Consider the following 23,476-nt stretch of genomic DNA (forward strand, 5'->3'; position numbering starts at 1 on the left):
CTCGGCGCGGCCATCCAGTACTTCACCACGATCAACCAGCCGTTCACCCCGCCCGCCAAGTAGGCGGGAGTCCCGTGGCCCGCGGGGGTCGCGGGACTCTAAGGGTTTCTCGAGGAAATTCGTTACCGCCGCAAATGGCCGTCTGATCGCATTACGCTGCGGCTATGAGCACTACCGTCCATGGATTCACCGATGATGCCCTCGGCACGCTGGATGCCGTCGGAGTGGCCGCGGCGTTGCGCGCGGGAGAGGTCAGCCGCGCGGAGGTGCTCGAGGCCGCCATCGCGCGGACCCGGCGGGTGGACCCGAGTCTGGACGCGGTGCAGGTGGCGTGCTTCGAGCGGGCGGCCTCGGCGCCGGAGACGGCCGGCGTGTTCGCTGGGGTGCCCGCGTTCGTCAAGGACAACACCGATATCGCCGGACTGCCCAGCTGCCACGGGTCGGCCGCCTTCACTCCGCGCCCGGCCACCGTGACCAGCGGTCCCGGCGCGCAGTTCCTGCATTCGGGCGTGGTCGTGCTCGGCAAGTCGACGCTGCCGGAGTTCGGGCTCACCGCCAGTACCGAGTTCACCGGCCGGGCGCCGACCCGCAATCCGTGGAACATCGAGTATTCGGCCGGGGCGTCCTCGGGCGGTTCGGCCGCGCTGGTCGCGGCCGGGGTGGTGCCGATCGCGCACGCCAACGACGGCGGCGGCTCGATCCGGATCCCCGCCGCGGCCAACGGTCTGGTCGGCCTGAAGCCCACTCGCAACCGGCTGCTCGATCAGCCCGGCGCCCGGCAACTGCCCGTGCATCTGGTCGCCGAGGGTGTGGTGACCAGGTCGGTCCGCGACACCGCGCACTATCTGGCCGCGGTCGAGCGGTTCGGCGCGAACCCGAAGCTGGCGCCGATCGGCCTGGTCGAGGGGCCCAGTGCGCGGCGCCTGCGGATCGGACTGATCAGCGAGGACGTGCTCGGTCGCCCGGTGCACCCCGACAATGCCGCCGTGCTCGCCTCGGCGGCGCGGATTCTGGCCGGTCTCGGTCACGAGGTCGTCGAGACGCGGCTCGACGTGGAACCGCGGTTCGTCGAGGACTTCAAGCGATACTGGGCGATGATGGCCGCCGCGATGACGCTGTCGTTCCGGTTCGGTCACCGCGACCACTTCGACGCGGGCAAACTCGATCCGTTCACCAGCGGCCTGATCGGGCTGGCCAAGCGCAATCCGCTCGCGGTGGCCGCGTCCACCTGGCGGTTGCGCTCCGGAACCGCCACCTATGACCGGCATTTCCGTGATGTCGACGTGCTGCTCACCCCGGTGCTGTCGCATCCGGCGCCGCGGATCGGCGAGCTGGCGCCGGGGCAGCCCTTCGACGCGCTGTTCACGAAACTGGTCGACTACGTGGGCTTCACGCCGCTCAACAATGTCGGCGGCGGGCCCGCGGTGTCGCTGCCGCACGGTCTGCTCCCGCACGGCCTGCCCGGCTCGATCCAGCTCGCCGCCCGCCGGGGCGACGAGCGGTCGCTGCTCGACCTGGCCTACCAGCTGGAGGCGGCCAGTCCGTTCCCGCGCATCGTCGACCGGACGGCGGCCGAGGGCGCGGCTTGATCAGCTCTGCCGCACCGCGACATTGATCGGGCGCAGCCGGCCGGGGCTGGCGGTGCCCGCCTCGAATGCCCAGTGCTCGCCGTGCCAGCCGGGGAATTCGGTGTGCCAGCGGCCGACCAGGCGCGGGTCCTCGAGCGAGTCGATGACACCCGCCGAGCCGGTGTACTGCAACCGCTCGTACTTGTGGCGGGTGATGGTGTCGACCGTGGCGACGGTGGCGAGGGAAGACATGACGATCCTGTCGGGAGGGTGAGAACGGTGACTGACGTGACGAGGCGCGTCCGGTGCGATGGTCCGGATGCCGCGGTGGCGCGTCACCGCTCGCTGCCGAGTATGCCGCGCGACGCGACACTACGCGGGTTCTTTTGAAAATCCTGTTCTTCGGATTAACCGTTACCCGTCATCTCCCGGTGATGATCACCACGACGGGCGCACCCGGCCCGGTGTGACCATCCGGGCGATCGCATTCCTGGTCTGCGCGAATGTCGTCGGACCGAGGGTGTTCGCCCAGCGTGCGGCGAAGGCGGCGGCGGCCGCGTCGGCGGCGCGGGTGCAGGCCCAGCCGCGGTCGGTGAGGGTGATCAGGCGGGCGCGCGCGTCGCGCGGATGCGGGTTGCGGTCGGCGTAGCCCTTGGTGACCAGCTCGTCGACCAGCTGGCTGGCCGCCTGCTTGGTGACGCCCAGGTGCTCGGCGATCTCGCCCACGGTCGCGCCGTCGGGCGCCATCCGGACGAAGGCGAATCCGTGCGCCGGGCGGATGTCGGTGAAGCCCGCGGCGGTGACGCCCGCCTGGATCGCCGCGCTCACCTCGGTCGCCGCGGCCAGCAGCAACAGGGGCAGATCGGATGCCGGTGGCGGGTTCTCGGGCACAGCGGTCATTCTGGCACTTGACACGATGGTCAATCTACTTGACTATATGGACAAGTTAATTGACTATTCGAAAGAGGCGCTCATGCCGGTCATCCGTTCCGCCGACGCTCAGGTCCACGAGATCCACAACGCCCGGTTCACCTCGTTCATCCGTCCCGGCACCGGCAGTGCCGAACTCTGTGTCTGGCAGACCGAGGTCGCACCCGGCTCGGTGGGCGTCCCCCATCGCATCCTGCGGGAGGAGGTCTTCGTCCTGCTCTCGGGCGAGGTCGAGATCACCATCGACGGCGAGGTGGCGTCGATGAAGCAGGGGGATGCCGCCGTCGCGCCCGCCGGGTCGATGATCGGTCTCACCAATACGACCGACGAGCCCGCGGTCCTGTTCGTGACGGTTCCCGTCGGCTTCTCCGCGGAACTGCCCGATGGTTCGACTTTCGTCCCGCCCTGGGCATCCTGAACCGTCACAGCGTCTGTTCCAGGCGTTGAACTTGAAAGTTCGGTAACCCGAACAATATAATTCTGGAATGAAGGTTGGGTTTCACCGCACGCCGGGTTCGTCACGGCGCCGGCTGCTCGCGGCGTCTGTGCTCAGTGTCATGGCGTTCTCGCTGACCGCGTGCGGTGGAGTCGCCGCCGACGACGACGGCAAGAAGGTGGTGCTCACCACCTTCACCGTGCTCGCCGACATGGCGCGCAATGTCGCGGGCGAGCATCTGCGGGTCGAGTCGATCACCAAGGTCGGCGCCGAGATCCACGGTTACGAGCCGACACCCGGCGACATCAAGAAGGCGGCCAAGGCCGACCTGATCCTGGACAACGGGCTCAATCTGGAAGCCTGGTTCGCCCAGTTCGTCGCCGATCTGAAGGTGCCGCACGCGGTGGTCAGCGAGGGCGTGACCCCGATGGACATCGGCGAGGACGCCTACCGCGGCAAGCCGAATCCGCACGCGTGGATGTCGCCGGTGAACGCGCAGATCTACGTCGACAACATGGTCCGCGCCTTCGCCGATCTCGACCCCGAGCACGCCGAGGCCTACCGGGTCAACGGCGCCGCCTACAAAGCTCAGCTCGGCGCCGTCCGCGACGATCTGGTCGCCGCCGTGAACACCCTGCCCGCCGACCAGCGGGCCCTGGTGACCTGCGAGGGCGCGTTCTCCTACCTGGCCCGCGACACCGGGCTCACCGAGAAGTACATCTGGCCGGTCAACGCCGAACAGCAGGCGACCCCGCAGCAGATCGGCTCGGCCATCGACTTCGTGCGCCAGCGCGGCGTGCCCGCCGTGTTCTGCGAGTCCACCGTCTCCGACGCGCCGATGCAACGCGTGGTGGAGGCCACCGGCGCGCGCTTCGGTGGCACGCTCTACGTCGACTCGCTCTCGGAGGCCGACGGCCCGGTGCCGACCTACCTCCAGCTGATCCGCCACGACGCGAACACCATCGCCACCGCACTCGCCGGAGCCCCGAAATGACCACCGCGCCTGTCGTCGAGATCCAGGACGTCACCGTCCACTACGGTGACGTGCTCGCCCTCGACAATGTCGAACTGACCCTGAAATCCGGCCGGGTCTGCGGCCTGATCGGGATGAACGGTTCGGGTAAGTCGACGCTGTTCAAGACGATCATGGGCCTGGTCACCCCCGACCGCGGCCGCGTGCTGATCAACGGCAGCGCGCCCGTCGCGGCCCGCAAGGCGGGCAGCCTCGGCTACGTGCCGCAATCCGAGGACGTGGACTGGAGCTTTCCGCTGTCGGTGCGCGATGTCGTGATGACCGGCCGCTACGGGAAGATGGGCTTCACCCGCCGGGCGAGCAGGGCCGATCGCGCCGCCGTCGCCGAGGCGCTGGCCCGCGTGGACCTCACCGAGCTCGCCGATCGCCAGATCGGCCAGCTCTCCGGTGGCCAGAAGAAGCGGGCGTTCGTGGCCCGCGGCATCGCGCAGGAGGCGACGATCCTGCTGCTCGACGAGCCGTTCGCCGGCGTCGACAAGCGCTCGGAGGCCACCATCACCGCGTTGCTGCGCGAACTCGCCGCCGACGGCGCGACGATCCTGGTCTCCACCCACGACCTGCACGCCCTGCCACAACTGGCCGACGAGGCGGTGCTGCTCAACCGCCGGGTGCTCGAGCACGGCGACCCCGATGTGGTGTTGCGACCGGAGAACCTGGCCAAGGCCTTCGGGCTCGACGTGGACGCGTGAGGAAGACCTGATGAGCCTGGAAGAATTCTTCATCGATCCGCTGCGCTACGAGTTCATGGTGCGCGCGCTCGCGACGACCGTCACCGCGGCGGTGGTATGCGCGGTGCTGTCGTGCTGGCTGGTGCTGATCGGCTGGTCGCTGATGGGCGACGCCGTCTCGCACGCGGTGCTGCCCGGGGTGGTGCTGGCCTACATCGTCGGCTGGCCGTTCGCGGTCGGGGCGGTGATCTTCGGTTTCCTCGCGGTCGCGCTGATCGGCGTCGTCCGCGACACCAGCCGGGTGAAGGAGGACGCCGCGATCGGCATCGTGTTCACCACGCTGTTCGCGTTCGGTCTGGTGCTGGTGTCGGTGACGCCGAGCCAGACCGACCTCAACCACATCGTGTTCGGCAATCTGCTCGGGGTCAGCCGGGGCGAGATGATCCAGATCATGATCCTGGCCGCGATCGTGCTGACGGCGCTGGTGCTCAAGCGCCGCGACTTCACCCTCTACGCCTTCGACGCCACCCACGCGCACGCCATCGGGCTCAACCCGCGCGTGCTCGGCACCGCGTTGCTGGCGCTGCTGGCGCTGACCTCGGTGGTGGCGCTGCAGGCCGTCGGCGTGGTGCTGGTGGTGGCCATGCTGATCATCCCGGGCGCGACGGCGTATCTGCTGACCGACCGGTTCTCCCGGATGCTGCTCATCGCGCCGACGGTGTCGGTGGTGTGCGCGGTGACGGGTCTGTACCTGAGCTATCACCTCGACACCGCCGCGGGCGGCATGGTGGTGGTCACCCAGGGGGTGGCCTTCTCGTTCGTCTACCTGTTCGCGCCCCGGCACGGCGTCATCGGCCGCAGGCTGACCGCCGCGCGGGCGCGCGCGAAGGTGGGCGTCGCGAGCTGATTTCGGCGAATCCGCCGCGCGGAACCCGGTCGCGTCGCACCATGTGACCTGGAACGTGTTCCAGTTGCCCAGGGCTACCCGCCGCTGCGGCACGCGGGAAAGGTCGCTCGATGTTCGGACTCGGGATTCTCGATTCCGTCGCCCTCTCGCTGGACGCGCCCGACGGGCGTCCGCGTGAGGTCCGGCGGGCCCAGCAACTGGCGGTGTGGCAGGCCGTCTACTGCACCGGTCTCGCGCTCGTGACCATCCCGGCCACGCAACTGCTGCCCGCCGATTCCCTGCTGCTGCGCTACGAGGGCTTCGCCTACCCCGCCGCGATCGCCACGGTGCTGCTGGCGGTGCTCACGAGCGGGTTCGCCAATCGCAGTCGATACGTGCACGCGCTGGGCTGGTACGGGGCGGCGGTGATCATCGGCGTCGCGTTGTTCGGACTGCTCACCCTGCCCGCCGTGGTGGTGTCGGCCGCGGTGATCACGCTGCTGGACCGGCCCGCCTCCACCGCCTGGTTCGGGGTCTCCGGTACCGCGGAACCGGTCGCGTTCTGTCGTCGGGCGACGCTGCCTGCCTGGGCGGTGCCGGTCGCGCGTCCGGTGGGGCAGCGGTGGAAGGCGCTGCTCGCCGAACGGTGAGCCGGCGAGCTGTCGGGGCCTGCTGGCAGGATGACGGCCATGCAAGCCACTGGGGAGGATGTCCGGGCGATCGTCGCCGCACTGCCGGAGACGGTGGAGCAGTTCGCCTGGGGCATGCCGATTTTCAAGGTCGCGGGCAAGTTGTTCCTGACCCTGCCCGAGGACGAGACCTCGATGGCGGTGCGCTGCCCGATCGTGGACCGCGACGAACTGGTCGTCGCGGAGCCGGACAAGTTCTGGATCGCCGCGCACGAGGCGGGCAACCCGTGGGTCCGGGTTCGGCTGGCCGCCCTCGACGATCGCGCGGAACTGACGGCGATCGTCACCGACTCCTGGCGGCTGGCCGCACCGCGGGCCCTGCTCGAGGCCGCGGATCAGTAGCCGACCGGGGTGATGTCGGCCTCGATGGTCGCGATGGCGTCGTGGGGGATGACGAAGGTCTCGACGATCTCGACCGTGGTCAGGCGCACGCCCGCGAGACCGGTGTCGAGCAGATAGCGGGTGGTCACCGTGTCGCCCGCTTCGGACATGCTGAGCTCGCGCACCCCCTGGATCACCCGGTACTGCGGCCCGTTCTCCAGGTCCGCGCTCAGCTGCGGGCCCGAATAGCCGGTCTGGATGCCGACCTCGACCCGGGTGGCGTCGGGGGTGAACGGCACCGCGCTCGCGTCGTGGGAGACCAGCGCGTCGATGTAGGCGCGAGCGGTGGCCTGGCGCGGGGTGTCGGCCGGATTCGGTTCCGCCACAGCGGTTGCCGTGCCGAGCGCCAGGAACGTGGCGGCTATTGCTGAAACATGGGTGATTCGCATGCAGCGATGCTGGTCGTCGGGGCGGGAGAGCGCAAGCGGTAGTCTCAGAACTCCTATGGCACTCAGCGCAACCCTGCATCATTTCGCCGTCCAGCTCGCCGACGTCGACCGCGGCGTCTACGAGGACCTCGAGCTGCGGGTCGCTCGTCATCCCTCGGAAACCCTCGAGTACATGCTCACCCGCATCCTCGCCTACTGCCTGCAGTACGAGGAGGGCATCGTCTTCAGTGAGGGCGGCATCTCGGCCACCGACGAACCCGCCGTGCAGGTCCGCGATCTCACCGGCCGGGTCACCGCCTGGATCGAGGTCGGCGCGCCCGACGCCGACCGGGTGCATCGCGGCAGCAAGCTGGCCGGTCGCGCGGCGGTCTACACCCATCGCGATCCGGCGAAGGTGCTGGCGCAGTACGCGGGCAAGAAGATCCACCGTGCCGAGGACATCCCGCTCTACGGCATCGACCGCGCGTTCATCGACGCCGCCGTGCCGCTCATCGATCGCCGCAACACCGTCGGCCTCTCGGTCACCGAGGGTGTGCTCTACCTGGATCTCAACGGGACCAGCCTGCGCGGCGACATCAGCGAGCACCGGCTCGGCCAGGTCTGACCCGCGATCGGACTCGGTGACCTATCCTCGGTTCGGACAATTGACCAGGAGGTTGCCGGTGCCCAGTGTCATGAGCAGGATCGTGGTCCCCGCCTTCCTGCGGATCACCCGGCGCAATCGCCACTACATCGACGCCGCGGCCGCGCGCGAGCACGTCCGCAAGCGGAGCGCGGCGCCGCTGGACTACGCCCCACCCAAGCGCCTGCGCGGGGTCGAGGTGTCGATGGTCGAGGATCGCGGCTGGCCGGTCTACACGCTCACCCCGGCCGAAGGGCGCTCGCGCGGCGGCCTGGTCTACGCGCACGGTGGAGGTTGGGTCGGCGAGATCGCGCCGCAGCACTGGCAGCTCGCGGCCCGGCTGGCCGCACAGCTGCGGCTGAGCGTCACGGTGCCGATCTACCCGCTGATTCCGTCCGGCACCGCGGCGCAGGTGATTCCGCGCTTCGCCGAGATCGTCGCCGCGAGCGTGCGGCAGCACGGCACCACCTTCCTGGCCGGGGACTCCGCGGGCGGTCAGATCGCCCTGTCGACGGCCCTGCACCTGCGCGACACCCGCTCGATCACGCTGCCACGGACCGTCCTGATCTCCCCCGCGCTGGACCTCACGCTGGAGAATCCGCAGATCACCGAGGTGCTGCCGCGCGATCCGTGGCTGGGCCGCGACGGCGGCCTGGTCTTCGGTGAACTGTGGAGCGGCGAGCTGCCGATGAAGGATCCGATGGTCAGCCCGCTGTTCGGCGACCACACCGGTCTCGGCCCGCTCACCGTGTTCAGCGGCACCTGCGACATCCTCAACCCCGACACCCGGCTGCTGGTGGACAAGGCCCGCGCGGTCGGCGTCGAGGTCGATTACCACGAGGTCGACGGCCTGGTTCACGTCTATCCGCTGACCCCCACCCCCGAGGGCGCCGCCGCGCGTCGCACCATCGTCGAGACGCTGCGCGCCCACCTCTAACGCTGGGACAGGTGCAGGTTGAGCAGGATGGTGAGCTGGGTGACCGCCTGATCGAACGGATGCGGGGACTTGAGCGCGCGGCTGTGCACGATCGTGCCCTCGATGGTGGTGAGCAGGAAGCCGGCCAGCGACACGGCGGTGGCGCGCTCGATGCCGGTCGCGACGATGCCGTCGGCCAGGCGCGCGGTCCATTCGGCGAAGGCCTGGCCCGCGATCGACTGGACCGCCGGGTCGAGTTCGTCCAGCGCGGCGGCCATCATGAACGAGCCCGCGCTGTAGTCGGACTTCTCCAGCGGAACGCGCCAGAAGGCCAGCAGATCGGTCAGCCACTGCTGGACCGAAGGGGCCGTCTGCAGCGCGTCGGCCATGGTGCTCACGTGCGAGTAGACCAGGCGCGAGACGATCCGGCCCGCGGTCTGCACCAATTCGCCCTTGCCGGAAGGGAAGTGCTGATACAGCGAGTTGCGTGAGGTGTTGCTGCGTTTGAGCAGTTCACTCAGCGCGGCGGCGTGCACGCCGTGCTGCTGGACGGTGCTGATGGTGTGTTCGATCAGTCGGGCGCGTGGTCCGGCTGCCATCCGATCTCCTCTCAACCCTTGATTGAACCGATCGGTCCATGTTAGACCTATTCCAGCGTGAACCGATCGGTTCATATGGAGAGGATGCCATGCCCACCCCCATCGCCACCGCAGTTCCGGTCACCCATACGGGAATTCTCGGCCTCGGCGTGTATCGCCCGCGCCGGGTCGTGCCCAACGCCGAGATCGTCGAGGCCATCGATTCCTCCGACGAGTGGATCAAGACCCGCTCCGGGATCGCCGCCCGGCACTGGGCCGAGCCCGACGAGACCATCGTCGGGATGAGCGTCGCGGCCGCCCGCGACGCGCTGACGGCGGCCGGAGTGGCGGCCGAGGAGATCGACGTCGTCGTGCTCGCGACGTCGTCGCAGATGGTGCTCGGCCCGTCGGCGGGCGCCGTCGTCGCCACCGAACTCGGCATGGACGACACCGCTGCCTACGACATCTCCGCCGGCTGCGCGGGCTTCTGCTATGCCCTCGGCGACGCCGCGAACCTGGTGCGCTCCGGTCAGGCCCGCAAGGTCCTGGTCATCGGCGTGGAGCGCCTGTCCGATCTGCTCGACACCTCCGACCGCAGCTGCGCGTTCATCTTCGCCGACGGCGCGGGCGCGGTGGTCGTCGGCGCGGCCGAGCAGGAGGGGATCGGCCCGGTCGCGTGGGGCTCGGACGGCAGCCGGACCTCGGCGATCAAGCAGGACAAGGACTTCCTCGAGTACTTCGCCGAGGTCGCCGAAGCGGAGGCCAACGGTGGCACCTCGGTGCGCCCCTACATCCGGATGAACGGGACCGAGGTGTTCCGCTGGGCCGTGACGTTCCTGGAGAAGGCGTGTCGGGCGGCGCTCGACAACGCCGGCGTGGCGGCGGCCGACCTCGACGCGTTCGTCCCGCACCAGGCCAACATCCGGATCACCGACGCGCTCGTGCGCACTCTCGGACTGCCCGAATCGGTGGCCGTCGCGCGCGACATCGTCGAGACCGGCAACACCAGCGCCGCCTCCATCCCGATGGCGATGGAACAGCTGCTGCGCTCCGGTGGCGCGAAGCCGGGCGATACCGCGCTGCTGCTGGGCTTCGGCGCGGGACTGGCCTACGCGGGTCAGGTCGTGCACCTGCCGCCCCTCGCCTGAGCGGTCCTCAATCCACCAGCGCGCGCAGGTATCGGCGACGGTAAAAGCGCTGGGCCAGTAGCAGTATCGGGAACACCGCGCGCCAGTAGCCCGCCTGCGCGGGTCTGGTCAGCGACCGCAGCGTGAGGACCACGGTGCCGTCGGGGCGCCGGTGCACCACGAAGGCCTCCTCGCCGGTCACCGGGTGGCCGGGCAGGGTGCCGTAGGCGAATCCGCACCGGTCGCCGGTGTCGACGACCGCCACCACCCGCACCGGCTCGTGCACGCGGAGCGGGCCGATGCCCGCGGTGATCCGGTAGTCGGCGCCCGTCGCCACGGGAGTGTCGGGCGCCACGCGAAAGCCGCTGCGGCGCTTGACGCCCCAGCGCAGGATGGTCTCGGTCGCAGCGGTCCAGGCACGATCGCCGTGCCCGATCACCACCGATGTCTCGAACCGGCGGAACCCGGGGAGTTCCGCCGTCCAGGAGTGCTCGGCGGGGCAGGTCGCCCCCGCCGGGTGATAGGTGAGTGCCTCGGGCATAGGGTCGACGATAAGCCTCGGCGCCCGCCGCCGTGGGGTGGTCAGGCGGTCGGCTGCGGGGTGCGTCCGGCTCGCTTCTCGGTGACGGGGATCGCGTAGGCGGCGCCGTCGCGAATGCCGAATTCGAACCGGCACGGGAACAGTGAGGGTAGGCCGGTGGAGCGTAGGTCGTAGTTCGCCGCCAGGGTCTGCATCGCCCAGTTCTGCAGCGAATCCGGCAGCCGCAGGGTGGTGCCGTCGACGCAGGAAACATAGGCGTGTGTCCGCTCGCCGTCGACGGGAAGCGGGTTGCGCAGACCGACCGCGCCGATTTCCAGAATTCGTCCGGCGTTATGGGCAGAAGCGACGCTCGGCAAATCCAACTCGATGTCGTCCATGCCGGAAACGGTAACTCGGCAACTATTCAGGGAACACGGAAATCGAGTGCCCTTGACCGAACTTCGCAAAGTCACTCCGATCCGCCGGACGGGCAGTCCGCCCGGCGGATCGCGGGCGCGCTAGCGCAGGGTGACGGCCGGGAAGTCGACCGGCACGCGCAGCGCCACGTTCACGTAGTTGGTGAACAGATTCAGTGCCACGTGCGCGATGAGTTCGACGATGTCGGCATCGGTCCAGCCCAGTGCGCGCGCTCGGTCGAGCTGCTCGTCGCTGACAGCTCCGCGCTGCTCGACCAGCGCCAGTGCGAGGCCGAGCAGTGCGGCGGTCTTGGGGTCGTCGGCCTCGCCGACCTGTGCCGAGGCCAGCGCCGCGGTGGACAGCCCGGCCTTGCGGCCGAGGCCGGTGTGCGCGGCCAGGCAGTATTCGCAACTATTGCGATTGGCCACGGCTACCGCGATCTGTTCGGTCAGTGCCGGGCCGAAGGTGCCGTCGCCGAGTGCCTGGAACGATCCCCACATACTGCGCAGCGCCGCGGGCGAATTCGCCACCGCCCGGAACATGGCCGGGGTGGTCCCGAAGGCGCCGTCGATCTGATCGAGCAGCTCGCGCGTGCCGCCCGTGGTGTCGGTCCGGGCGATGAGCGAGACATGCGACATGGTGATTCCTCCGTGGTGCAGGGGTGCCGCCGGGCCGATCGGCTCCGGCGGATGCCGTGGCATGACTCCAGCTTCGTCGTCGATACGGGCTGAATGGATACGAAAAGTCCGCGATGATTACCGGATCGTCTAACTTTGAGGGATGTCTTCGGTCGATCGCCTGTCACCTCTGCTCGAACAGTTCCGAGTGCGGGCGCACGTGCTGCACACCGGACCGCTGTGCGGCGTCACGCGATTCGGTGCCGAGCAGGGGCGCGGGTTCCTGCACCTGATCCGCGCCGGCGCGCTGACGGTCGAGCATCGCGATCCGCTCGGTGCGCCGCAGCGGCTGGCGGTGGCCGAGCCGAGCGTGCTGTTCTACCCCCGGCCGCTGGCGCACATCTTCCATACCGATGCCCACGGCGATAATGATTTCGCCTGTGCCACAGTCGATTTCGATGGCGGGTCGAACCATCCCCTGGCCCGGGCGCTGCCCGCGGTGGTGGTCGTTCCGCTCGCGCGGGTCGACGGGCTCGATCAGGCGCTGGAGTTGCTGTTCGGCGAAATCGACCGGCATCGGTGCGGACATCGGGTGCTCGCGGATCGCCTCTTCGAAGTGGTGCTCCTGCAACTGCTGCGCTGGCTGCTCGACCACCCGGACGACATCGCGATGCCGCCCGGCCTGCTCACCGGGATCGCCGATCCCCAGCTCGCCCCCACCTTGCTCGCGATGCACGAAGCGCCGGGCGACAACTGGACGCTGGCGAGCATGGCCCGGCACGCCGCCATGTCGCGCAGTGCCTTCGCCGCCCGCTTCCGGGCCGTCCTCGGGCAGACGCCGCTGGACTATCTGACCGCGTGGCGGCTCACGCTCGCCCAGCTGCGTCTGCAGACCGGGCACTCGGTGAAAGCCGTCGCCGCCGAGCTCGGCTACGCCAACAGCTCGGCCCTGTCGCGGGTGTTCACCCAGCGGGTCGGCAGGTCGCCGACGGCCTGGCTGGCCGAGCTGGGTGACTGACTACTGGATCGCGAAGCGCAGCAGGGCCTGGCGGTCGCCCTGCTTGATCTTGCCCTTGCGGTCGAGTACTTCCAGCTGCCAGACCGGGCCGTTGCGGAATGCCCTGGCGATCGCGTTGGCGTTCTCCTGGCCGAGCAGGGAGGGCCAGATGTCGGCGACCGGCTGGCTGTCGGCGCCGGTGGCGTCGTAGATCTTGAACGAGACGTTGTTGGCCTTCTCGAACGAGGACCCCTTCTTGAAGGCGGCGGCGACGAACACGATCGCGTCGATGCCGGGCGGGACGTCGGCGAAGGTGACGTGCACGGTCTCGTCGTCGCCCGCGGCCGCACCGGTCTGTTCGTCACCGGTGTGCACCACCGCGCCGTTGCCCAGTGGGTTCAGGGAATCCAATCCGGCGAACCGGACCGGCTCCCCACCCTGCAACAGGACCGCGATCAGATCCAGGTCGACACCGCGCTTGCGCCGCGCGATCCCGAGCAGCCCGCCGCTGGATCCGGCCGACGGGTCCCAGCTCACCCCCACGCTCATCTTGGTGATGCCGGCGAGGTCGGCCGCGCCGTCTTCCTTCTTCAGCGTAATCACGATTCCAGGCTACGGACTGGTGGAGCGGGCTGCAGGGCAACAGAATTCACACCGACCGGTGCGCGGCCGTTTCGGGCTCCGGCTGCCGGTCCACCGCGCGTCCCGCCGCCCGTAGCGCCACGTTGGTGACGACGACGGCGACCGTGCCCGCCGCCGCGGTGGCGTACATGCCCGCGCCGGCGAGCGCGCCCACCGCCGCCGCGCACCACAGCGTGGCCGCGGTGTTCAGGCCGCGGATATTGACGCCGTCGCGCAGGATCACCCCGGCCCCGAGAAACCCGATGCCGGAGACGATCTGCGCCGCCACCCGCGTCGGATCGGCATCGGCGCCGTGAAAACCGTTGGCGGACAGGAGAACGAACAACGCGGACCCGGCGGCGACGAGCGCATTGGTCCGCAGCCCGGCCATCCGGGCACGATACTGACGCTCGATCCCGATCAGCGCACCGAGACCGATCCCCGCGCCGAGGCGGAGCAGCATTTCCAGAGTCGACATGACGACCACACCTTCCGGCGTGCGGCGGTGTCGCTCAGCGCGCGGACGCGGCGGCGATCACCGTGTGAACGAGGGACAGCACAGCTCTATGACTTCCGTCGGACACGACAACCACCTCCTCACGCGACCTCCCGGCCGCTGCCACTTCCTCGTAAGACCTTCGGCACTCCACGGCGTGAACCCGCGCACCACTCGGTGCCGGGAGCCAATCGGGGCAACCCCTTAAGCCGGGGAAACCTGTCCTGACCCGGGGCGTCTCTCGACGTTCGGGGTCGCTGGCCTGTATCCGTGAAGGAGCCTCAGCGAACGACGGCACCTTGCGCCCACCAGTAAACCCCCGGCTACCGATTCCCGCAACCCAGTTTGTGTATTTCCCGAGTTACGTTGATTACCAATATGTTTCGCAATCTACAATCAATGCGGGCAGCCGTCGCTTTCCTCGCCGGGTTCAGACGATTTTCGAGGGGTGAGATGGGCACACGCGAGTGGATTGCCGAGAAGGTGGAGGAGTCCAGGGAAGCCACCTACAAGGTGCACCTGCGGGGCGAGCAGGTGCTGGTCGTCGAGCGGACACACGGTCTCTCGCCCGCCACCGTGTTGTGCCTGGAGCGCTCGCCCGCCGATTTCACCGCCGGGGATCTGGATGCGATCTGTACGCAGGTCCCGGAAGTCGACTTCGTGGTGGGAACGCGGTCGAGTCCGATCGCGCACCAGACCTACCACCGTGCCGACATGCTCGGCATCGGGATCGGATCTCTCGGCGACCTGCTGTTCGCGCTGCGTCACGAGGATGTGGCGAGCGCGCGGACGAAGGAACGTGTCTTCGTCGAGAACGGGTTCGCCGGCCATACGGGCGTGGAGAGTTTCGGCCGGATCGCGAAGCGGGCGTACGAGATCGTGCTCCGAGCCGCGGATGCCCGGACCAGGCGGGTCGTGATCACGAAGGAACCCGAACTGTCCGCCGAGGAGGTGAGCGGCCTCGTGGCCGAACACCGCACGCTCGCCCTCGACTCCATCGCGTCGAGCAACCCCGCGACCCGGGGGTTCGGCCCCGACGCCCGCGACACGGCCTGCTCGGCGGGTGTCGCGTTGTTCACCTGGAAATCCTTCCTCGCCGACCTCGCCAGGGAGGCCGGCGTGCCGGGCGGGACACCACGCCCGCAGACCGAGTCACGGTGAGGAAGGGACGCTGTCAGCGCAGGGACTCCGGGCGGGTGATGAGGAGGGGTCGGGTGGTGCCGTGGAGGACGGCCTGGGCGACCGAGCCGAGGGTGGTGCGGGCGGCACCACCGCGGCCGTGGCTGCCGACGACGACCAGCTGGGCGCCCGCGGCGGCGGTGAGGACGGCTCTGGCCGGGCGGTCTTCGACGACGATGCGCTCGACGCGCACGTCGGGGTACTTCTCGCGATAGCCCGCCAGGCTCGCCGAGAGCTCGGCCTCGGCCTCGGCGCGCATCGTCGCCCGCGAGTCGTAGCGGAAGAACTCCGACCATGCGTGCACCGCGATCACCCGGACATCGCGTCGGCTCGCCTCGTCGAAGCCCTGCGTGATCGCGTCCGCGTCGGCGCCGGAACCGGCCACGCCCACCACCACCGCGCCGTCGGCGACCGGCGCTTCCGGCACCACGGCCACCGGGCAGGACGCGTGCCGGGCGATGGCGGTGCTGACCGAGCCGAGCAGGGTGCGCCGCAGGGCGCCGAGTCCCCGGCTGCCGACCACCACCAGCCGGGCCCGCTCGCTGCGGTCCCGCAGCACCGCGCGCGCGTCACCGACCTCGACGAAGGTGTTCACGACGAGCTGATCGGCGGCGACGAGCGCCGCCGCCTCCGCGACCACGGATTCGCCGTGAGCGTAGAGCGCCGCACCGTCGAAGAGCGGACCGCTGAGGCCGGGCCCGTACTCGATCGGGACCTCGACGGCGTAGCCGATCACCAGCGGCGCTCGATGGTGGGCGGCGTACGCCGCGGCCCAGCGCACCGCGAACAGCGACTGTGCCGAACCATCGACACCGACGACGACCGGGCGGCAAGAGTGTTCGGAAAGGGACATGACGGCCTCTCTGTCCCGTTCACCCTGCGTTCCGGGCTTCGCGCCGGAACAGGGCCGCAGGACCTGAGCGCCAGGGACTTCGGTCCCTTCGGCCCAGCGGCGCCGACCAGCGTAGGAGGGTGCCGCCCTCGGGCTGTGCGATCGCGGCGGAGGCACCGCCCGCGGCCGCGGCCATGGCGGCCAGATCGGCCGGTCCGCTGCGCGGGATCACCTGGGGGGGCAATGCCGATGCCGTCGTCGGAGACATCGATCGTTACCTCGTCGCACACCACGAGTTCCACCGCGACCGTGCTCGCCTTCGCGTGCCGCACGACGTTGCTCACCGCGGTACCCCAGCCCGCGCGCGATTCGGTCGCGGTCGGCAGCACGGTGGTCAGGACGCCGGTGACCGGTCCGTTCGCGCGCAGCGGCAGGGTGAGCACGGGCCCGAGGTCCGCGATCGAGACGGAGTCCGGCTCGTGGTCGGGGGCATCGGAGATCGCGTCCCGATCCGGTGACGTCTCCGCCGCCCACGCGCGCGACGGCGCACAATATCGGCACTGTGTTGGAGCACGCACTGCCCGGATTGCGGCAGTTCCGGAACTATCAGCGCGCCTGGCTGCGGTCGGACGTGGTCGCGGGTGTGACCGTTGCCGCGTACCTGATCCCGCAGGTGATGGCCTACGCGACCGTCGCCGGGCTGCCGCCCGTGGTCGGGCTGTGGGCCACGATCGCACCGCTGGCGGTGTACGTGCTGCTGGCGACCTCGCGGCAGCTCTCCGTCGGCCCCGAGTCGACGACGGCGCTGCTGACCGCGGTCGCGCTGGCGCCGCTGGCCGCGGGCGACCCGTCGCGCTATGCCGCGCTGGCCGCGCTACTCGCCCTGCTGGTCGGGGCGTTGTGCCTGGTGGGCGCGGTGGCCCGGCTCGGGGTGCTGGCCGATCTGCTGTCGCGTCCGGTGCTGGTCGGCTACCTGGCGGGCACCGCCGGGCTGATGATCGCCGGGCAGCTGGGGCGGGTCACCGGCGTGCCGGTGGACGGCACCTCGGTGATCGAGCAGGTGCATTCGTTCGCGGCCGGTATCGCCGCGTGGCATCCGGCGACCGCTCTGCTGGCAGGCACCGTCCTGGTCGCCCTGCTGATCCTGGCGAAGTGGGCGCCGCGGGCGCCGGGGCCGCTGCTGGCGGTGCTGGCCGCGACGGTGGCGGTGGCGGTGTTCTCGTTGCAGGACTTCGGCATCGAGGTGGTGGGGGAGGTGCCCGCAGGCCTGCCGACGCCGGGTCTGCCCGCCCTCGGGTTCGCCGATATGGCGGCCCTGGTGCTCCCCGCCGCGGGCATCGCGGTCGTCGGTTTCTCCGATAACGCGCTGACCGCACGGGCCTTCGCCGCCCGGCACGGCGAGCGGATCCAGGCCAATACCGAGCTCGCCGCCCTCGGCGCGACGAATGTGGCGGCCGCGTTCACCCACGGATTCCCGGTGAGCTGCAGCGGTAGCCGCACCACCATCGCCGACCTGATGGGCGCCCGCAGCCAGCTCTATGCCCTGGTGACCCTCGCCGCGGTGCTGATCGTGCTGTTCGGCGCGACCGGGGTGCTGGCCGAGTTCCCGATGGCGGCGCTGGGCGCGCTGGTCGTCTACGCGGCGCTGCGGCTGATCGATGTGCGGGAGTTCCGCCGGATCGCCCGGTTCCGGCGCAGCGAACTCCTTCTCGCGCTCGGCACCGTCGTCGCGGTGCTGGTATTCGGTGTTCTCTATGGCGTGCTCGTCGCGATCGCGTTGTCGGTGTTCGACCTGCTGCGCCGGATCGCGCGCGGGCACGACGCCATCCTCGGTTTCGTCCCCGGCCTCGAGGGCATGCACGACGTGGACGACTATCCCGAGGCGAAACCCCTTGCCGGACTGGTGGTGTACCGCTACGACGCGCCCCTGTGCTTCGCCAACGCCGAGGACTTCCGCAAGCGCGCGCTGGCTGCCGTCGACTGGTGGGCCGAGCGCAGCGGTGAACCCGTGCGCTGGTTCGTGCTCAACGCCGAAGCCAATGTCGAGGTCGACCTCACCGCCCTCGACGCCGTGGAGCAGGTTCGCGACGAACTGGCCGCGCGCGGTGTGGTTTTCGCGATGGCCCGGGTCAAACAGGATCTGCGCGACGACTTGGACGCGGCCGGTCTCACCGAGCGCGTCGGCACCGATCGCCTGTTTCCCACCCTGCCGACCGCGATCGAGGCCTTCCGGAAGGCCACGTAGCGGTGTCATTTCTCGGTGAGTACCTCGGCCAGCGGTCGACGCGGCGTGGGCGGACGGCGCACGTCGACGGGGGCGATGCCGATCCGGACGACGACCTGCGGGACACCGGGCCGCCCGGCCAGACCGGCCAGCAGGCGCCGGTTCGCGGCGAGTTCGGTGATATGGGTCAGCGCGCAGGTCGACAGGCCCGACGCGGTGCACTCGAGCAGCACCGCCGAGAGCGCCTCACCCGCGCGCAGCCAGTCCAGCGGGGACTCCGCGCCGGTGGTCAGCACGGCCAGGCGGGCGTGATCGTCGTCGAGATCTCCGCGACGCGCTGAGCGCCCCGGTGCCGGGAACGCGCGCGCGACGCCCACCCGGGCCAACTCGGATTCCGAGGGCAGCGCCGTGGGCGGCACGCCGTCGGGTTGGTCGGAATGTCCAGCCCACCAGCGGAGTTCGGCCTGGTATTGCCTGTCGTACTGGCGTAGTGCGCTCGCCTGCTCGGACGCGGTGGTCATCCGGGGGCGCGAGTCCTCCGGCAGCAGATCCACATCCAGATCGTGCGGCGCGACGAGTGCCCCGATGGTGGACATGACCGAGGACAAGCCGATCGGTGCCGCCATCGGCAGCCGGTCGGTGTAGCGGCGGTCGATCGCCTCCGCGCGGCGCAGTTCGCCGATCGGTGGATCGGGCCACGGCTGGAACCGGACGCGGGCCAACAGATCCGGGCGATCCGGCTCGGGCAGCCGGGTGACGTCGGTGTGCCAGTGGGCCGCGGCGAACGCGGTCCGCACATGGTGCAGCACCGCCCCGCAGCTGATCACCGCCTGGCGTCCGGTCGGGTCCGCGGCCGTCAGCCCGCGGGTGGTGTCGCGGCACAGCTCCAGGGTGGTGCCGTCGAAGATCCAACGCCACGGCTGGGTGTTGTGCACCGACGGTGCCCGGCATCCGAGCCGGATCGCCGCGCGCACCGTGGGATGGTCGGGGATCGGGAGCACCGGCTGCTCGGTCATGTCATCGAGCCTGATTCGCGATGCACGCGGCCGATACGGTCGTTGCGCCCTTTCGGCGGGGACCGAAGTCACTCATCGGCTCAGGCCGGTGGGGCGGACAGGCTGCGGGTGGCGCGGCGCTCGACCAGCAGCGGAACGAAGTCGCGGACGTGCACGTCGGCGAATCGGTCGTAGGCCGTGTGGACGGTGTCGGCGATGTATTCGGGGGCGATGCTGGGATATCGCTGCGTGAGTCGGATGACGACTTCGTCGATCTGCTGGGCTTCGTCGGTGGCCATGAGTCCATGGTCAGTGTGGGTCGATCGGGGGTCAATGGATCGCGCGGATCGTTTGCCAGATGTTGCCGGAGCGGTACCTGGTCCCGCGGGCGACCGTGGAGGTGGTCCGGTGCGCGGGGCCCGCCGGGGCACGACGATACTGGGCGGCGGGCGATCGCCGATGTCGCCACGTCGCCGGGATCCGCGCCGCACGTCAACTGAATCCGAGATCGCCGGGAGAGGTAGACCGATCATGAGCAGAATCCGACCGACTACAGCCGTCGCACTGGCCGCCGGGCTGAGCGCCTGCGTGCTCACCGCCGCGCCCGCCCTGGCCGCCGAGAACCCGACCGTGGTGCTGGTGCACGGCGCGTTCGCCGACACCACCAGCTGGGACGGTGTCGCCGCCGCCCTGCGTGCCGACGGCTATCGCGTGGTCGTGCCGGACAATCCGCTGCGCGGACCGGCCAACGACGCCGCGGCCGTCGAGCGCGCCATCGCCGGGATCGACGGGCCGATCGTGCTGGTCGGCCACTCCTACGGGGGTGCGGTGATCACCAATGTCGACGATCCCGATGTCACCGCCCTGGTCTACATCGCGGCCTTCGCCCCGGTGCCGGGCGAGCCGACCCAGCTCCTGCTCGACCCGATCCGCTTCCCCGGCAGCAGGCTGCTGCCCCCGGTCCTGCAACTCGAGCTGGTCGACGACAGCCAGGGCGTCGCGGGCAAGAACCTCGACGGCTACGTCGATCCGGCCTCGTTCCACGAGGTGTTCGCCCAGGACGTCGACGACGCGACCGCCGCCGAGATGATCGCCCACCAGCGCTCGATCGCCGTCGCCGCCAACCTGGAGCTGTCGGGTCCCGCCGCCTGGCAGCACCTGCCGAGCTGGTATCTGGTCTCCGGCCAGGACCGGGTCATCCCGCCCGCGTCCCAGCGCTTCATGGCGGGCCGGATCGGCGCCACCACGAGCGAGATCCCCGCCTCGCACGCCTCTCTCGTCGCGCAGCCGCAGGCTGTGGCCGAGGTCATCGAGCGGGCCGCCGGGAGCTGACCCGCCGACTGCCCGCGCGGCGTGGCCGGGCGGGCACTCGGGGGAGTGGCGTCAGGCCGCCATGGCCCGCCGCCGGGGTTCGATCGCCGCGGCGAGCAGGTAGCTGCCGCCGCCCGCGACGGCCAGCACCCAGTACGGGCTCGCGCCGTCGAGGAGGAGGGCGGCCGTGGAGGTGAGGGCCAGCCAGGCGCCGAGCGCGTATTGCAGGACGTCGCGGTAGGCGGCGCCGCCGGCGAGATAGAGCAGGCCGACGATCAGGCCCGAACCGGTGGGCCACAGCAGCATCTTCAGATCGTCCTGGGCCAGTGCCGAACTCAGCGCGGTGATGACGAAGAACAGCGCGCCGAACCCGACCAGCCACGACGCCGCGAGCAGATGGCCGACGACCGCGTCGGCCCCGGTGACGCCGCGCTGGGCCCGCATGGTGACGACGCTGGTGATCACCATCGCGATCAGCAGCCCCGCGATCAGCAGCGCGCTCGGCACCGCCGCGGGCAGCCGTACCAACGGATCGGCGCCGTGGGACAGGGCGTAGGCGCCGTGACCGAGCAACCAGGCCAGCCCGAAACTCAGGTAGGACGGCCGGTTGTCGAGCAGGACACGCAGGGTGGACGGTCGGGGGGCGGTTGGCGAGATGAGCTGGGACATCACGGATCTCCTGGGTGTGGGCGGAACGGATCAGGCGACGACGACGACTTTGCCGACGACCGTGCGGGACTCGGCGAGCGTCATGGCACGGGCGGCCTCGGTGAGCGGGATGCGCGCGGCGACTTGGGCGCGCAGGTCGCCACGGGCGGCGAGTGCGAAGACCTGGCCCAGGTCCTCGGTGACGCGGGCGCGGAAGGCGGCCTGGCGGCGCTTGCCCGCCCACAGATTGAAGAAGTGCGCATTGCGCTTGTTGGGCAACACGTTCCACAGCATCAGTCGCGCGAACAGCTTCAGCACGGGCAGCCGGGAATCGCCCTCGTCGTTCTTGGTGGCCGCGGTGCCGTAGGAGACCAGCGTGCCGTGCGGCGCGAGCAGCGCGAACGAATCGGCGATCCCAGGGCCGCCGATATGGTCGAAGACCGCGTCCACCCCGCCGGGGGCGAGCGCCCGAACCTGCCGCGCCACGTCGCCGCGGTAGTCCACCCAGGTCGCGCCGAGCGCGCGCACGGCCTCGGCGTGGCGGGCCGAGGCCGTCCCGATGACCTGAATTCCGCTGGCGCGGGCCAACTGCACCAGCGTCGAACCGACCCCGCCGTTGGCGCCGTGCACCAGGATCGTCTGTCCCGCGCGGACGCGGGCGGTCCGGAAGAGCATCTGCCAGGCGGTGATTCCGTTGACGACGAAGGTCTCCGCCTCGGCGGCATCGAGCGCGGCGGGCACCGGCACCAGGTCGGCCGCGTCGAGCACGGTGTGACTGGCCCAGCCGCCGATCTTGGTGAGCGCGGCGACCCGCGTGCCGATCAGCGCCGGGTCGACGTCGGTCCCGACCGCGGTGACGGTCCCGACCAGGTCGTAGCCCGGCACGAACGGGAAAGGCGGCTGGTCGTAGTACTTGCCGCGCCGCATCTGCTGTTCGGCGAAGGACACTCCGCTGGCCTCGACCCGGACAAGGGCCTGCCCGGCGGACGGCGCGGGCAGTTCGCGCTGGGTGATCAGCAGGCCCTCGGGTTCGACGCGGCCGGGCAGGACGATCTCGGTGGCGGTGATGGACATGCGATACTCCTAGTGTGTGACTGGTCAATCACTCGTTGGGTCGAAAAAATGCCCCGCGAGGGGCATCGGGGTTCAGTGGGGTTTGGGGTGGCGGATGCCCGCGGTGACGATCTGCGCCCAGGCGCTGTTGTCGCCGTCGAGCCCGAGGGTGGTGATCAGATGGCAGAGCTGGCCGAAGGCGATGAAGCGCTGGACGTATTCGTCGGCCGCGCCCGAGCGCTGCTTGGCGAGCTCGGTCACCCGGGCCAATCCGTCGCGCAGTGCCGCGCCGATCTCCGGCACGTCCGCCACGGATTGGGCGTGGACCTGCAGCATCAGCAGGCTCTTGTCGCCGATGAGCTCGGCGTAGGCGCCGCCCATGTCGTAGAGGATCTGTTCGGGACTCTCGCCGGTGGACCTCGCCGCACCGCCGGACATGGCCGCTACGATCCGGTCGAAGCACCGCTCGAGCGCCGCGACGAACAGGGCGACCTTGCCGGGGAACAGCTTGAAGACATACGCGGGCGAGATCTGAGCCGTCGCGGCCACCGTGCTGATCGGCGTGCCGTGATACCCGGTCCTGGCGAAGTCGACGATCGCGGCATCGACCACGGCATCGCGCCGCACGTCCGACTTGGAGAGGGTGGCTCCGCTCTTGCTCATGTGAGTGACTGTACACTCACTCTTTTCGGGGCGTCAATCCCTACGTGGTGACGACGTCCGTCGCCTGCTTCGGTCGTCGACCGCAGGGCGCATGATGGGAGTACGGGGTAACGGGTGCCCGCCCAGGCGGGCCCGACCGGATATCTCTGGAGGACCGATGACCGAACGGCGAGCGGGGAATCGTGGCGAAGTGCTGCGCGTCGACGGTCCACCGGGCGCCTCGGTGGCTTCCACGCATCTGGTGGTCGGCTACGACCGGCACCGGGCCGGCGAGGTCGCGCTGGGCGTCGCGATCGGCCTGGCCACCCGGCTCGACGCCCATCTGCACGTCGTCCACGTCATCGACGCCGACGATCTGCCCGACGACCCCGACGCGGCGGAGTGGGAGGACACGGTCGCCGCCATGGTCGACCGCGAACGTGCCGCCGCCTGCGCCCGGCTCGCCGAATGGCCCGGCAACTGGACCTATTACGCGCGCCGCGGCAATCCCGCGCGCGTGCTGGACGCCCTCGCCGAGACCTACGACGCGTCGATGATCGTGATCGGCGCACCCCGGCCCGGCCTGCGATCCCTCCTCGAACGCCTGCTCGGGGAGTCGGTCTCGGCCCACCTCGTCCACCACGCGCACCGCCCGGTGCTGCTGGTCCCGGCGGGACCCGGCGACTGAAGTCGGACTCCGG

29 protein-coding genes, 1 pseudogene and 1 riboswitch are annotated in these 23,476 nt (G+C 70.2%); of the genes and pseudogenes, 15 read left to right on the plus strand and 15 right to left on the minus strand.

Annotated features, from left to right (window positions below):
* Positions 1-164 precede the first annotated feature (164 nt).
* Positions 165-1,589, plus strand: coding sequence for an amidase (locus tag V8688_RS07985; RefSeq protein ID WP_218717981.1), 1,425 nt, complete (start codon positions 165-167; stop codon positions 1,587-1,589).
* On the opposite strand, the gene V8688_RS07990 is transcribed toward V8688_RS07985, so the two are convergent.
* Together V8688_RS07990 and V8688_RS07995 are read right to left on the minus strand one after the other, a co-directional pair.
* Positions 1,590-1,820, minus strand: coding sequence for a hypothetical protein (locus tag V8688_RS07990; RefSeq protein ID WP_218717980.1), 231 nt, complete (start codon positions 1,818-1,820; stop codon positions 1,590-1,592).
* 186 nt (positions 1,821-2,006) lie between these two features.
* Positions 2,007-2,468: a MarR family transcriptional regulator gene (locus V8688_RS07995; RefSeq protein WP_342800508.1), complete on the minus strand. Its 462-nt coding sequence runs from the start codon at positions 2,466-2,468 to the stop codon at positions 2,007-2,009.
* A 37-nt stretch (positions 2,469-2,505) separates the two neighbouring features.
* Between V8688_RS07995 and V8688_RS08000 the strand changes: the two genes are divergently transcribed.
* The 6 genes from V8688_RS08000 to V8688_RS08025 all read left to right on the plus strand — a co-directional run bounded on the left by V8688_RS08000 (position 2,506) and on the right by V8688_RS08025 (position 6,552).
* The gene (locus V8688_RS08000; protein WP_342800509.1) at positions 2,506-2,916 is read left to right on the plus strand and encodes a cupin domain-containing protein; all 411 of its coding nucleotides are present in this window, start codon (positions 2,506-2,508) and stop codon (positions 2,914-2,916) included.
* Between the two features lie 139 nt (positions 2,917-3,055).
* A complete protein-coding gene (locus V8688_RS08005; RefSeq protein ID WP_316574026.1) occupies positions 3,056-3,928 on the plus strand; it encodes a metal ABC transporter substrate-binding protein in 873 nt (290 codons plus the stop codon).
* Complete coding sequence (locus tag V8688_RS08010; protein ID WP_218717977.1) at positions 3,925-4,656, plus strand: metal ABC transporter ATP-binding protein; 732 nt, start codon at positions 3,925-3,927, stop codon at positions 4,654-4,656. Before V8688_RS08005 ends, V8688_RS08010 begins: the two co-directional genes overlap by 4 nt.
* A 10-nt stretch (positions 4,657-4,666) precedes the next feature.
* Complete coding sequence (locus V8688_RS08015; protein ID WP_218717976.1) at positions 4,667-5,542, plus strand: metal ABC transporter permease; 876 nt, start codon at positions 4,667-4,669, stop codon at positions 5,540-5,542.
* Positions 5,543-5,652: 110 nt separating this feature from the next.
* The gene (locus tag V8688_RS08020) at positions 5,653-6,171 is read left to right on the plus strand and encodes a hypothetical protein (protein WP_218717975.1); all 519 of its coding nucleotides are present in this window, start codon (positions 5,653-5,655) and stop codon (positions 6,169-6,171) included.
* A 39-nt stretch (positions 6,172-6,210) separates the two neighbouring features.
* Positions 6,211-6,552 carry an MmcQ/YjbR family DNA-binding protein gene (locus tag V8688_RS08025; protein WP_218717974.1) on the plus strand — a complete coding sequence of 114 codons (342 nt, stop codon included), beginning with the start codon at positions 6,211-6,213 and terminating at the stop codon, positions 6,550-6,552.
* Here the strand turns inward: V8688_RS08025 and V8688_RS08030 are convergent.
* Positions 6,546-6,980 (minus strand): hypothetical protein, encoded by a 435-nt coding sequence (locus V8688_RS08030; protein ID WP_342800510.1) that lies wholly within the window; start codon positions 6,978-6,980, stop codon positions 6,546-6,548. The two genes, V8688_RS08025 and V8688_RS08030, sit on opposite strands and share 7 nt — an antisense overlap.
* Positions 6,981-7,035: 55 nt before the next feature.
* On the opposite strand from V8688_RS08030, the gene V8688_RS08035 reads away from it, so the two are divergent.
* Positions 7,036-7,584, plus strand: a complete 549-nt coding sequence (locus V8688_RS08035) for a YaeQ family protein (RefSeq protein WP_218717972.1) — start codon at positions 7,036-7,038, stop codon at positions 7,582-7,584.
* Between the two features lie 58 nt (positions 7,585-7,642).
* Complete coding sequence (locus tag V8688_RS08040) at positions 7,643-8,539, plus strand: alpha/beta hydrolase (protein ID WP_316573774.1); 897 nt, start codon at positions 7,643-7,645, stop codon at positions 8,537-8,539.
* Here the strand turns inward: V8688_RS08040 and V8688_RS08045 are convergent.
* Positions 8,536-9,117, minus strand: a complete 582-nt coding sequence (locus V8688_RS08045) for a TetR/AcrR family transcriptional regulator (protein WP_218717970.1) — start codon at positions 9,115-9,117, stop codon at positions 8,536-8,538. The genes V8688_RS08040 and V8688_RS08045 overlap by 4 nt on opposite strands.
* Before the next feature lie 89 nt (positions 9,118-9,206).
* On the opposite strand from V8688_RS08045, the gene V8688_RS08050 reads away from it, so the two are divergent.
* Positions 9,207-10,244: a beta-ketoacyl-ACP synthase 3 gene (locus tag V8688_RS08050; protein WP_218717969.1), complete on the plus strand. Its 1,038-nt coding sequence runs from the start codon at positions 9,207-9,209 to the stop codon at positions 10,242-10,244.
* Between the two features lie 7 nt (positions 10,245-10,251).
* On the opposite strand, the gene V8688_RS08055 is transcribed toward V8688_RS08050, so the two are convergent.
* The 3 genes from V8688_RS08055 to V8688_RS08065 form a co-directional block, all read right to left on the minus strand.
* Positions 10,252-10,764 (minus strand): DUF1990 domain-containing protein, encoded by a 513-nt coding sequence (locus V8688_RS08055; protein WP_342800511.1) that lies wholly within the window; start codon positions 10,762-10,764, stop codon positions 10,252-10,254.
* 41 nt (positions 10,765-10,805) lie between these two features.
* Positions 10,806-11,141, minus strand: a complete 336-nt coding sequence (locus tag V8688_RS08060; RefSeq protein WP_316573775.1) for a hypothetical protein — start codon at positions 11,139-11,141, stop codon at positions 10,806-10,808.
* A 120-nt stretch (positions 11,142-11,261) separates the two neighbouring features.
* A complete protein-coding gene (locus tag V8688_RS08065) occupies positions 11,262-11,798 on the minus strand; it encodes a carboxymuconolactone decarboxylase family protein (RefSeq protein ID WP_342800512.1) in 537 nt (178 codons plus the stop codon).
* A gap of 142 nt (positions 11,799-11,940) precedes the next feature.
* Here V8688_RS08065 and V8688_RS08070 point away from each other — a divergent pair, with 142 nt between their 5' ends.
* Positions 11,941-12,795, plus strand: a complete 855-nt coding sequence (locus V8688_RS08070; protein WP_218717966.1) for an AraC family transcriptional regulator — start codon at positions 11,941-11,943, stop codon at positions 12,793-12,795.
* On the opposite strand, the gene V8688_RS08075 is transcribed toward V8688_RS08070, so the two are convergent.
* Both V8688_RS08075 and V8688_RS08080 read right to left on the minus strand, forming a co-directional pair.
* Positions 12,796-13,377, minus strand: coding sequence for a TerD family protein (locus V8688_RS08075; RefSeq protein ID WP_218717965.1), 582 nt, complete (start codon positions 13,375-13,377; stop codon positions 12,796-12,798).
* Positions 13,378-13,453: 76 nt separating this feature from the next.
* A pseudogene (locus V8688_RS08080) lies at positions 13,454-13,873 on the minus strand (MgtC/SapB family protein); the annotation flags it as partial.
* A gap of 136 nt (positions 13,874-14,009) precedes the next feature.
* Positions 14,010-14,191: riboswitch (M-box (ykoK) riboswitch) on the minus strand.
* 153 nt (positions 14,192-14,344) lie between these two features.
* Here V8688_RS08080 and V8688_RS08085 point away from each other — a divergent pair.
* Positions 14,345-15,052 carry a hypothetical protein gene (locus V8688_RS08085; RefSeq protein WP_342800513.1) on the plus strand — a complete coding sequence of 236 codons (708 nt, stop codon included), beginning with the start codon at positions 14,345-14,347 and terminating at the stop codon, positions 15,050-15,052.
* Between the two features lie 13 nt (positions 15,053-15,065).
* Here the strand turns inward: V8688_RS08085 and V8688_RS08090 are convergent, their stop codons facing one another.
* Positions 15,066-15,923, minus strand: a complete 858-nt coding sequence (locus tag V8688_RS08090; RefSeq protein ID WP_342800514.1) for a universal stress protein — start codon at positions 15,921-15,923, stop codon at positions 15,066-15,068.
* A gap of 541 nt (positions 15,924-16,464) precedes the next feature.
* Here V8688_RS08090 and sulP point away from each other — a divergent pair.
* The gene (sulP, locus tag V8688_RS08095) at positions 16,465-18,147 is read left to right on the plus strand and encodes a sulfate permease (protein WP_342800515.1); all 1,683 of its coding nucleotides are present in this window, start codon (positions 16,465-16,467) and stop codon (positions 18,145-18,147) included.
* 5 nt (positions 18,148-18,152) lie between these two features.
* Here sulP and V8688_RS08100 read toward each other — a convergent pair whose 3' ends face one another.
* Together V8688_RS08100 and V8688_RS08105 are read right to left on the minus strand one after the other, a co-directional pair.
* On the minus strand, positions 18,153-19,142 hold the full coding sequence (locus V8688_RS08100; protein WP_218717960.1) for a hypothetical protein: 990 nt from the start codon (positions 19,140-19,142) through the stop codon (positions 18,153-18,155).
* An 80-nt stretch (positions 19,143-19,222) separates the two neighbouring features.
* Positions 19,223-19,420 (minus strand): hypothetical protein, encoded by a 198-nt coding sequence (locus V8688_RS08105; protein WP_218717959.1) that lies wholly within the window; start codon positions 19,418-19,420, stop codon positions 19,223-19,225.
* A 232-nt stretch (positions 19,421-19,652) separates the two neighbouring features.
* Here V8688_RS08105 and V8688_RS08110 point away from each other — a divergent pair, with 232 nt between their 5' ends.
* Positions 19,653-20,453, plus strand: a complete 801-nt coding sequence (locus tag V8688_RS08110; protein WP_342800516.1) for an alpha/beta hydrolase — start codon at positions 19,653-19,655, stop codon at positions 20,451-20,453.
* Between the two features lie 51 nt (positions 20,454-20,504).
* On the opposite strand, the gene V8688_RS08115 is transcribed toward V8688_RS08110, so the two are convergent.
* The 3 genes from V8688_RS08115 to V8688_RS08125 all read right to left on the minus strand — a co-directional run bounded on the left by V8688_RS08115 (position 20,505) and on the right by V8688_RS08125 (position 22,796).
* On the minus strand, positions 20,505-21,101 hold the full coding sequence (locus tag V8688_RS08115) for an ABC transporter permease (RefSeq protein WP_342800517.1): 597 nt from the start codon (positions 21,099-21,101) through the stop codon (positions 20,505-20,507).
* A gap of 30 nt (positions 21,102-21,131) precedes the next feature.
* A complete protein-coding gene (locus V8688_RS08120) occupies positions 21,132-22,154 on the minus strand; it encodes a medium chain dehydrogenase/reductase family protein (RefSeq protein WP_342800518.1) in 1,023 nt (340 codons plus the stop codon).
* A gap of 72 nt (positions 22,155-22,226) precedes the next feature.
* Positions 22,227-22,796 (minus strand): TetR/AcrR family transcriptional regulator, encoded by a 570-nt coding sequence (locus tag V8688_RS08125; RefSeq protein WP_342800519.1) that lies wholly within the window; start codon positions 22,794-22,796, stop codon positions 22,227-22,229.
* A 157-nt stretch (positions 22,797-22,953) separates the two neighbouring features.
* On the opposite strand from V8688_RS08125, the gene V8688_RS08130 reads away from it, so the two are divergent.
* Positions 22,954-23,463 carry a universal stress protein gene (locus tag V8688_RS08130; protein ID WP_342800520.1) on the plus strand — a complete coding sequence of 170 codons (510 nt, stop codon included), beginning with the start codon at positions 22,954-22,956 and terminating at the stop codon, positions 23,461-23,463.
* Positions 23,464-23,476: the final 13 nt, after the last annotated feature.

It is taken from the genome of Nocardia sp. No.11 (assembly GCF_038752175.1).
GTDB classification, from domain to species: Bacteria; Actinomycetota; Actinomycetes; order Mycobacteriales; family Mycobacteriaceae; genus Nocardia; species Nocardia canadensis.

What these genes read in the sequence shown, in the direction of transcription:
- V8688_RS08015 (WP_218717976.1), top strand. Translation starts at nt 4,667, where the DNA reads ATGAGCCTGGAAGAATTCTTCATCGATCCGCTGCGCTACGAGTTCATG.
- V8688_RS08010 (WP_218717977.1), top strand. Translation starts at nt 3,925, where the DNA reads ATGACCACCGCGCCTGTCGTCGAGATCCAGGACGTCACCGTCCACTAC.
- V8688_RS08055 (WP_342800511.1), bottom strand. Translation starts at nt 10,764, where the DNA reads ATGCCCGAGGCACTCACCTATCACCCGGCGGGGGCGACCTGCCCCGCC.
- V8688_RS08120 (WP_342800518.1), bottom strand. Translation starts at nt 22,154, where the DNA reads ATGTCCATCACCGCCACCGAGATCGTCCTGCCCGGCCGCGTCGAACCC.
- V8688_RS08090 (WP_342800514.1), bottom strand. Translation starts at nt 15,923, where the DNA reads ATGTCCCTTTCCGAACACTCTTGCCGCCCGGTCGTCGTCGGTGTCGAT.
- V8688_RS08130 (WP_342800520.1), top strand. Translation starts at nt 22,954, where the DNA reads ATGACCGAACGGCGAGCGGGGAATCGTGGCGAAGTGCTGCGCGTCGAC.
- V8688_RS08020 (WP_218717975.1), top strand. Translation starts at nt 5,653, where the DNA reads ATGTTCGGACTCGGGATTCTCGATTCCGTCGCCCTCTCGCTGGACGCG.
- V8688_RS08110 (WP_342800516.1), top strand. Translation starts at nt 19,653, where the DNA reads ATGAGCAGAATCCGACCGACTACAGCCGTCGCACTGGCCGCCGGGCTG.
- V8688_RS08000 (WP_342800509.1), top strand. Translation starts at nt 2,506, where the DNA reads ATGGACAAGTTAATTGACTATTCGAAAGAGGCGCTCATGCCGGTCATC.
- V8688_RS08115 (WP_342800517.1), bottom strand. Translation starts at nt 21,101, where the DNA reads ATGTCCCAGCTCATCTCGCCAACCGCCCCCCGACCGTCCACCCTGCGT.
- V8688_RS07990 (WP_218717980.1), bottom strand. Translation starts at nt 1,820, where the DNA reads ATGTCTTCCCTCGCCACCGTCGCCACGGTCGACACCATCACCCGCCAC.
- V8688_RS07995 (WP_342800508.1), bottom strand. Translation starts at nt 2,468, where the DNA reads ATGACCGCTGTGCCCGAGAACCCGCCACCGGCATCCGATCTGCCCCTG.
- V8688_RS08105 (WP_218717959.1), bottom strand. Translation starts at nt 19,420, where the DNA reads ATGGCCACCGACGAAGCCCAGCAGATCGACGAAGTCGTCATCCGACTC.
- V8688_RS08050 (WP_218717969.1), top strand. Translation starts at nt 9,207, where the DNA reads ATGCCCACCCCCATCGCCACCGCAGTTCCGGTCACCCATACGGGAATT.
- V8688_RS08030 (WP_342800510.1), bottom strand. Translation starts at nt 6,980, where the DNA reads ATGCGAATCACCCATGTTTCAGCAATAGCCGCCACGTTCCTGGCGCTC.
- V8688_RS08065 (WP_342800512.1), bottom strand. Translation starts at nt 11,798, where the DNA reads ATGTCGCATGTCTCGCTCATCGCCCGGACCGACACCACGGGCGGCACG.
- V8688_RS08100 (WP_218717960.1), bottom strand. Translation starts at nt 19,142, where the DNA reads ATGACCGAGCAGCCGGTGCTCCCGATCCCCGACCATCCCACGGTGCGC.
- V8688_RS07985 (WP_218717981.1), top strand. Translation starts at nt 165, where the DNA reads ATGAGCACTACCGTCCATGGATTCACCGATGATGCCCTCGGCACGCTG.
- V8688_RS08035 (WP_218717972.1), top strand. Translation starts at nt 7,036, where the DNA reads ATGGCACTCAGCGCAACCCTGCATCATTTCGCCGTCCAGCTCGCCGAC.
- V8688_RS08060 (WP_316573775.1), bottom strand. Translation starts at nt 11,141, where the DNA reads ATGGACGACATCGAGTTGGATTTGCCGAGCGTCGCTTCTGCCCATAAC.
- V8688_RS08005 (WP_316574026.1), top strand. Translation starts at nt 3,056, where the DNA reads ATGGCGTTCTCGCTGACCGCGTGCGGTGGAGTCGCCGCCGACGACGAC.
- V8688_RS08025 (WP_218717974.1), top strand. Translation starts at nt 6,211, where the DNA reads ATGCAAGCCACTGGGGAGGATGTCCGGGCGATCGTCGCCGCACTGCCG.
- V8688_RS08125 (WP_342800519.1), bottom strand. Translation starts at nt 22,796, where the DNA reads ATGAGCAAGAGCGGAGCCACCCTCTCCAAGTCGGACGTGCGGCGCGAT.
- V8688_RS08085 (WP_342800513.1), top strand. Translation starts at nt 14,345, where the DNA reads ATGGGCACACGCGAGTGGATTGCCGAGAAGGTGGAGGAGTCCAGGGAA.
- V8688_RS08070 (WP_218717966.1), top strand. Translation starts at nt 11,941, where the DNA reads ATGTCTTCGGTCGATCGCCTGTCACCTCTGCTCGAACAGTTCCGAGTG.
- V8688_RS08045 (WP_218717970.1), bottom strand. Translation starts at nt 9,117, where the DNA reads ATGGCAGCCGGACCACGCGCCCGACTGATCGAACACACCATCAGCACC.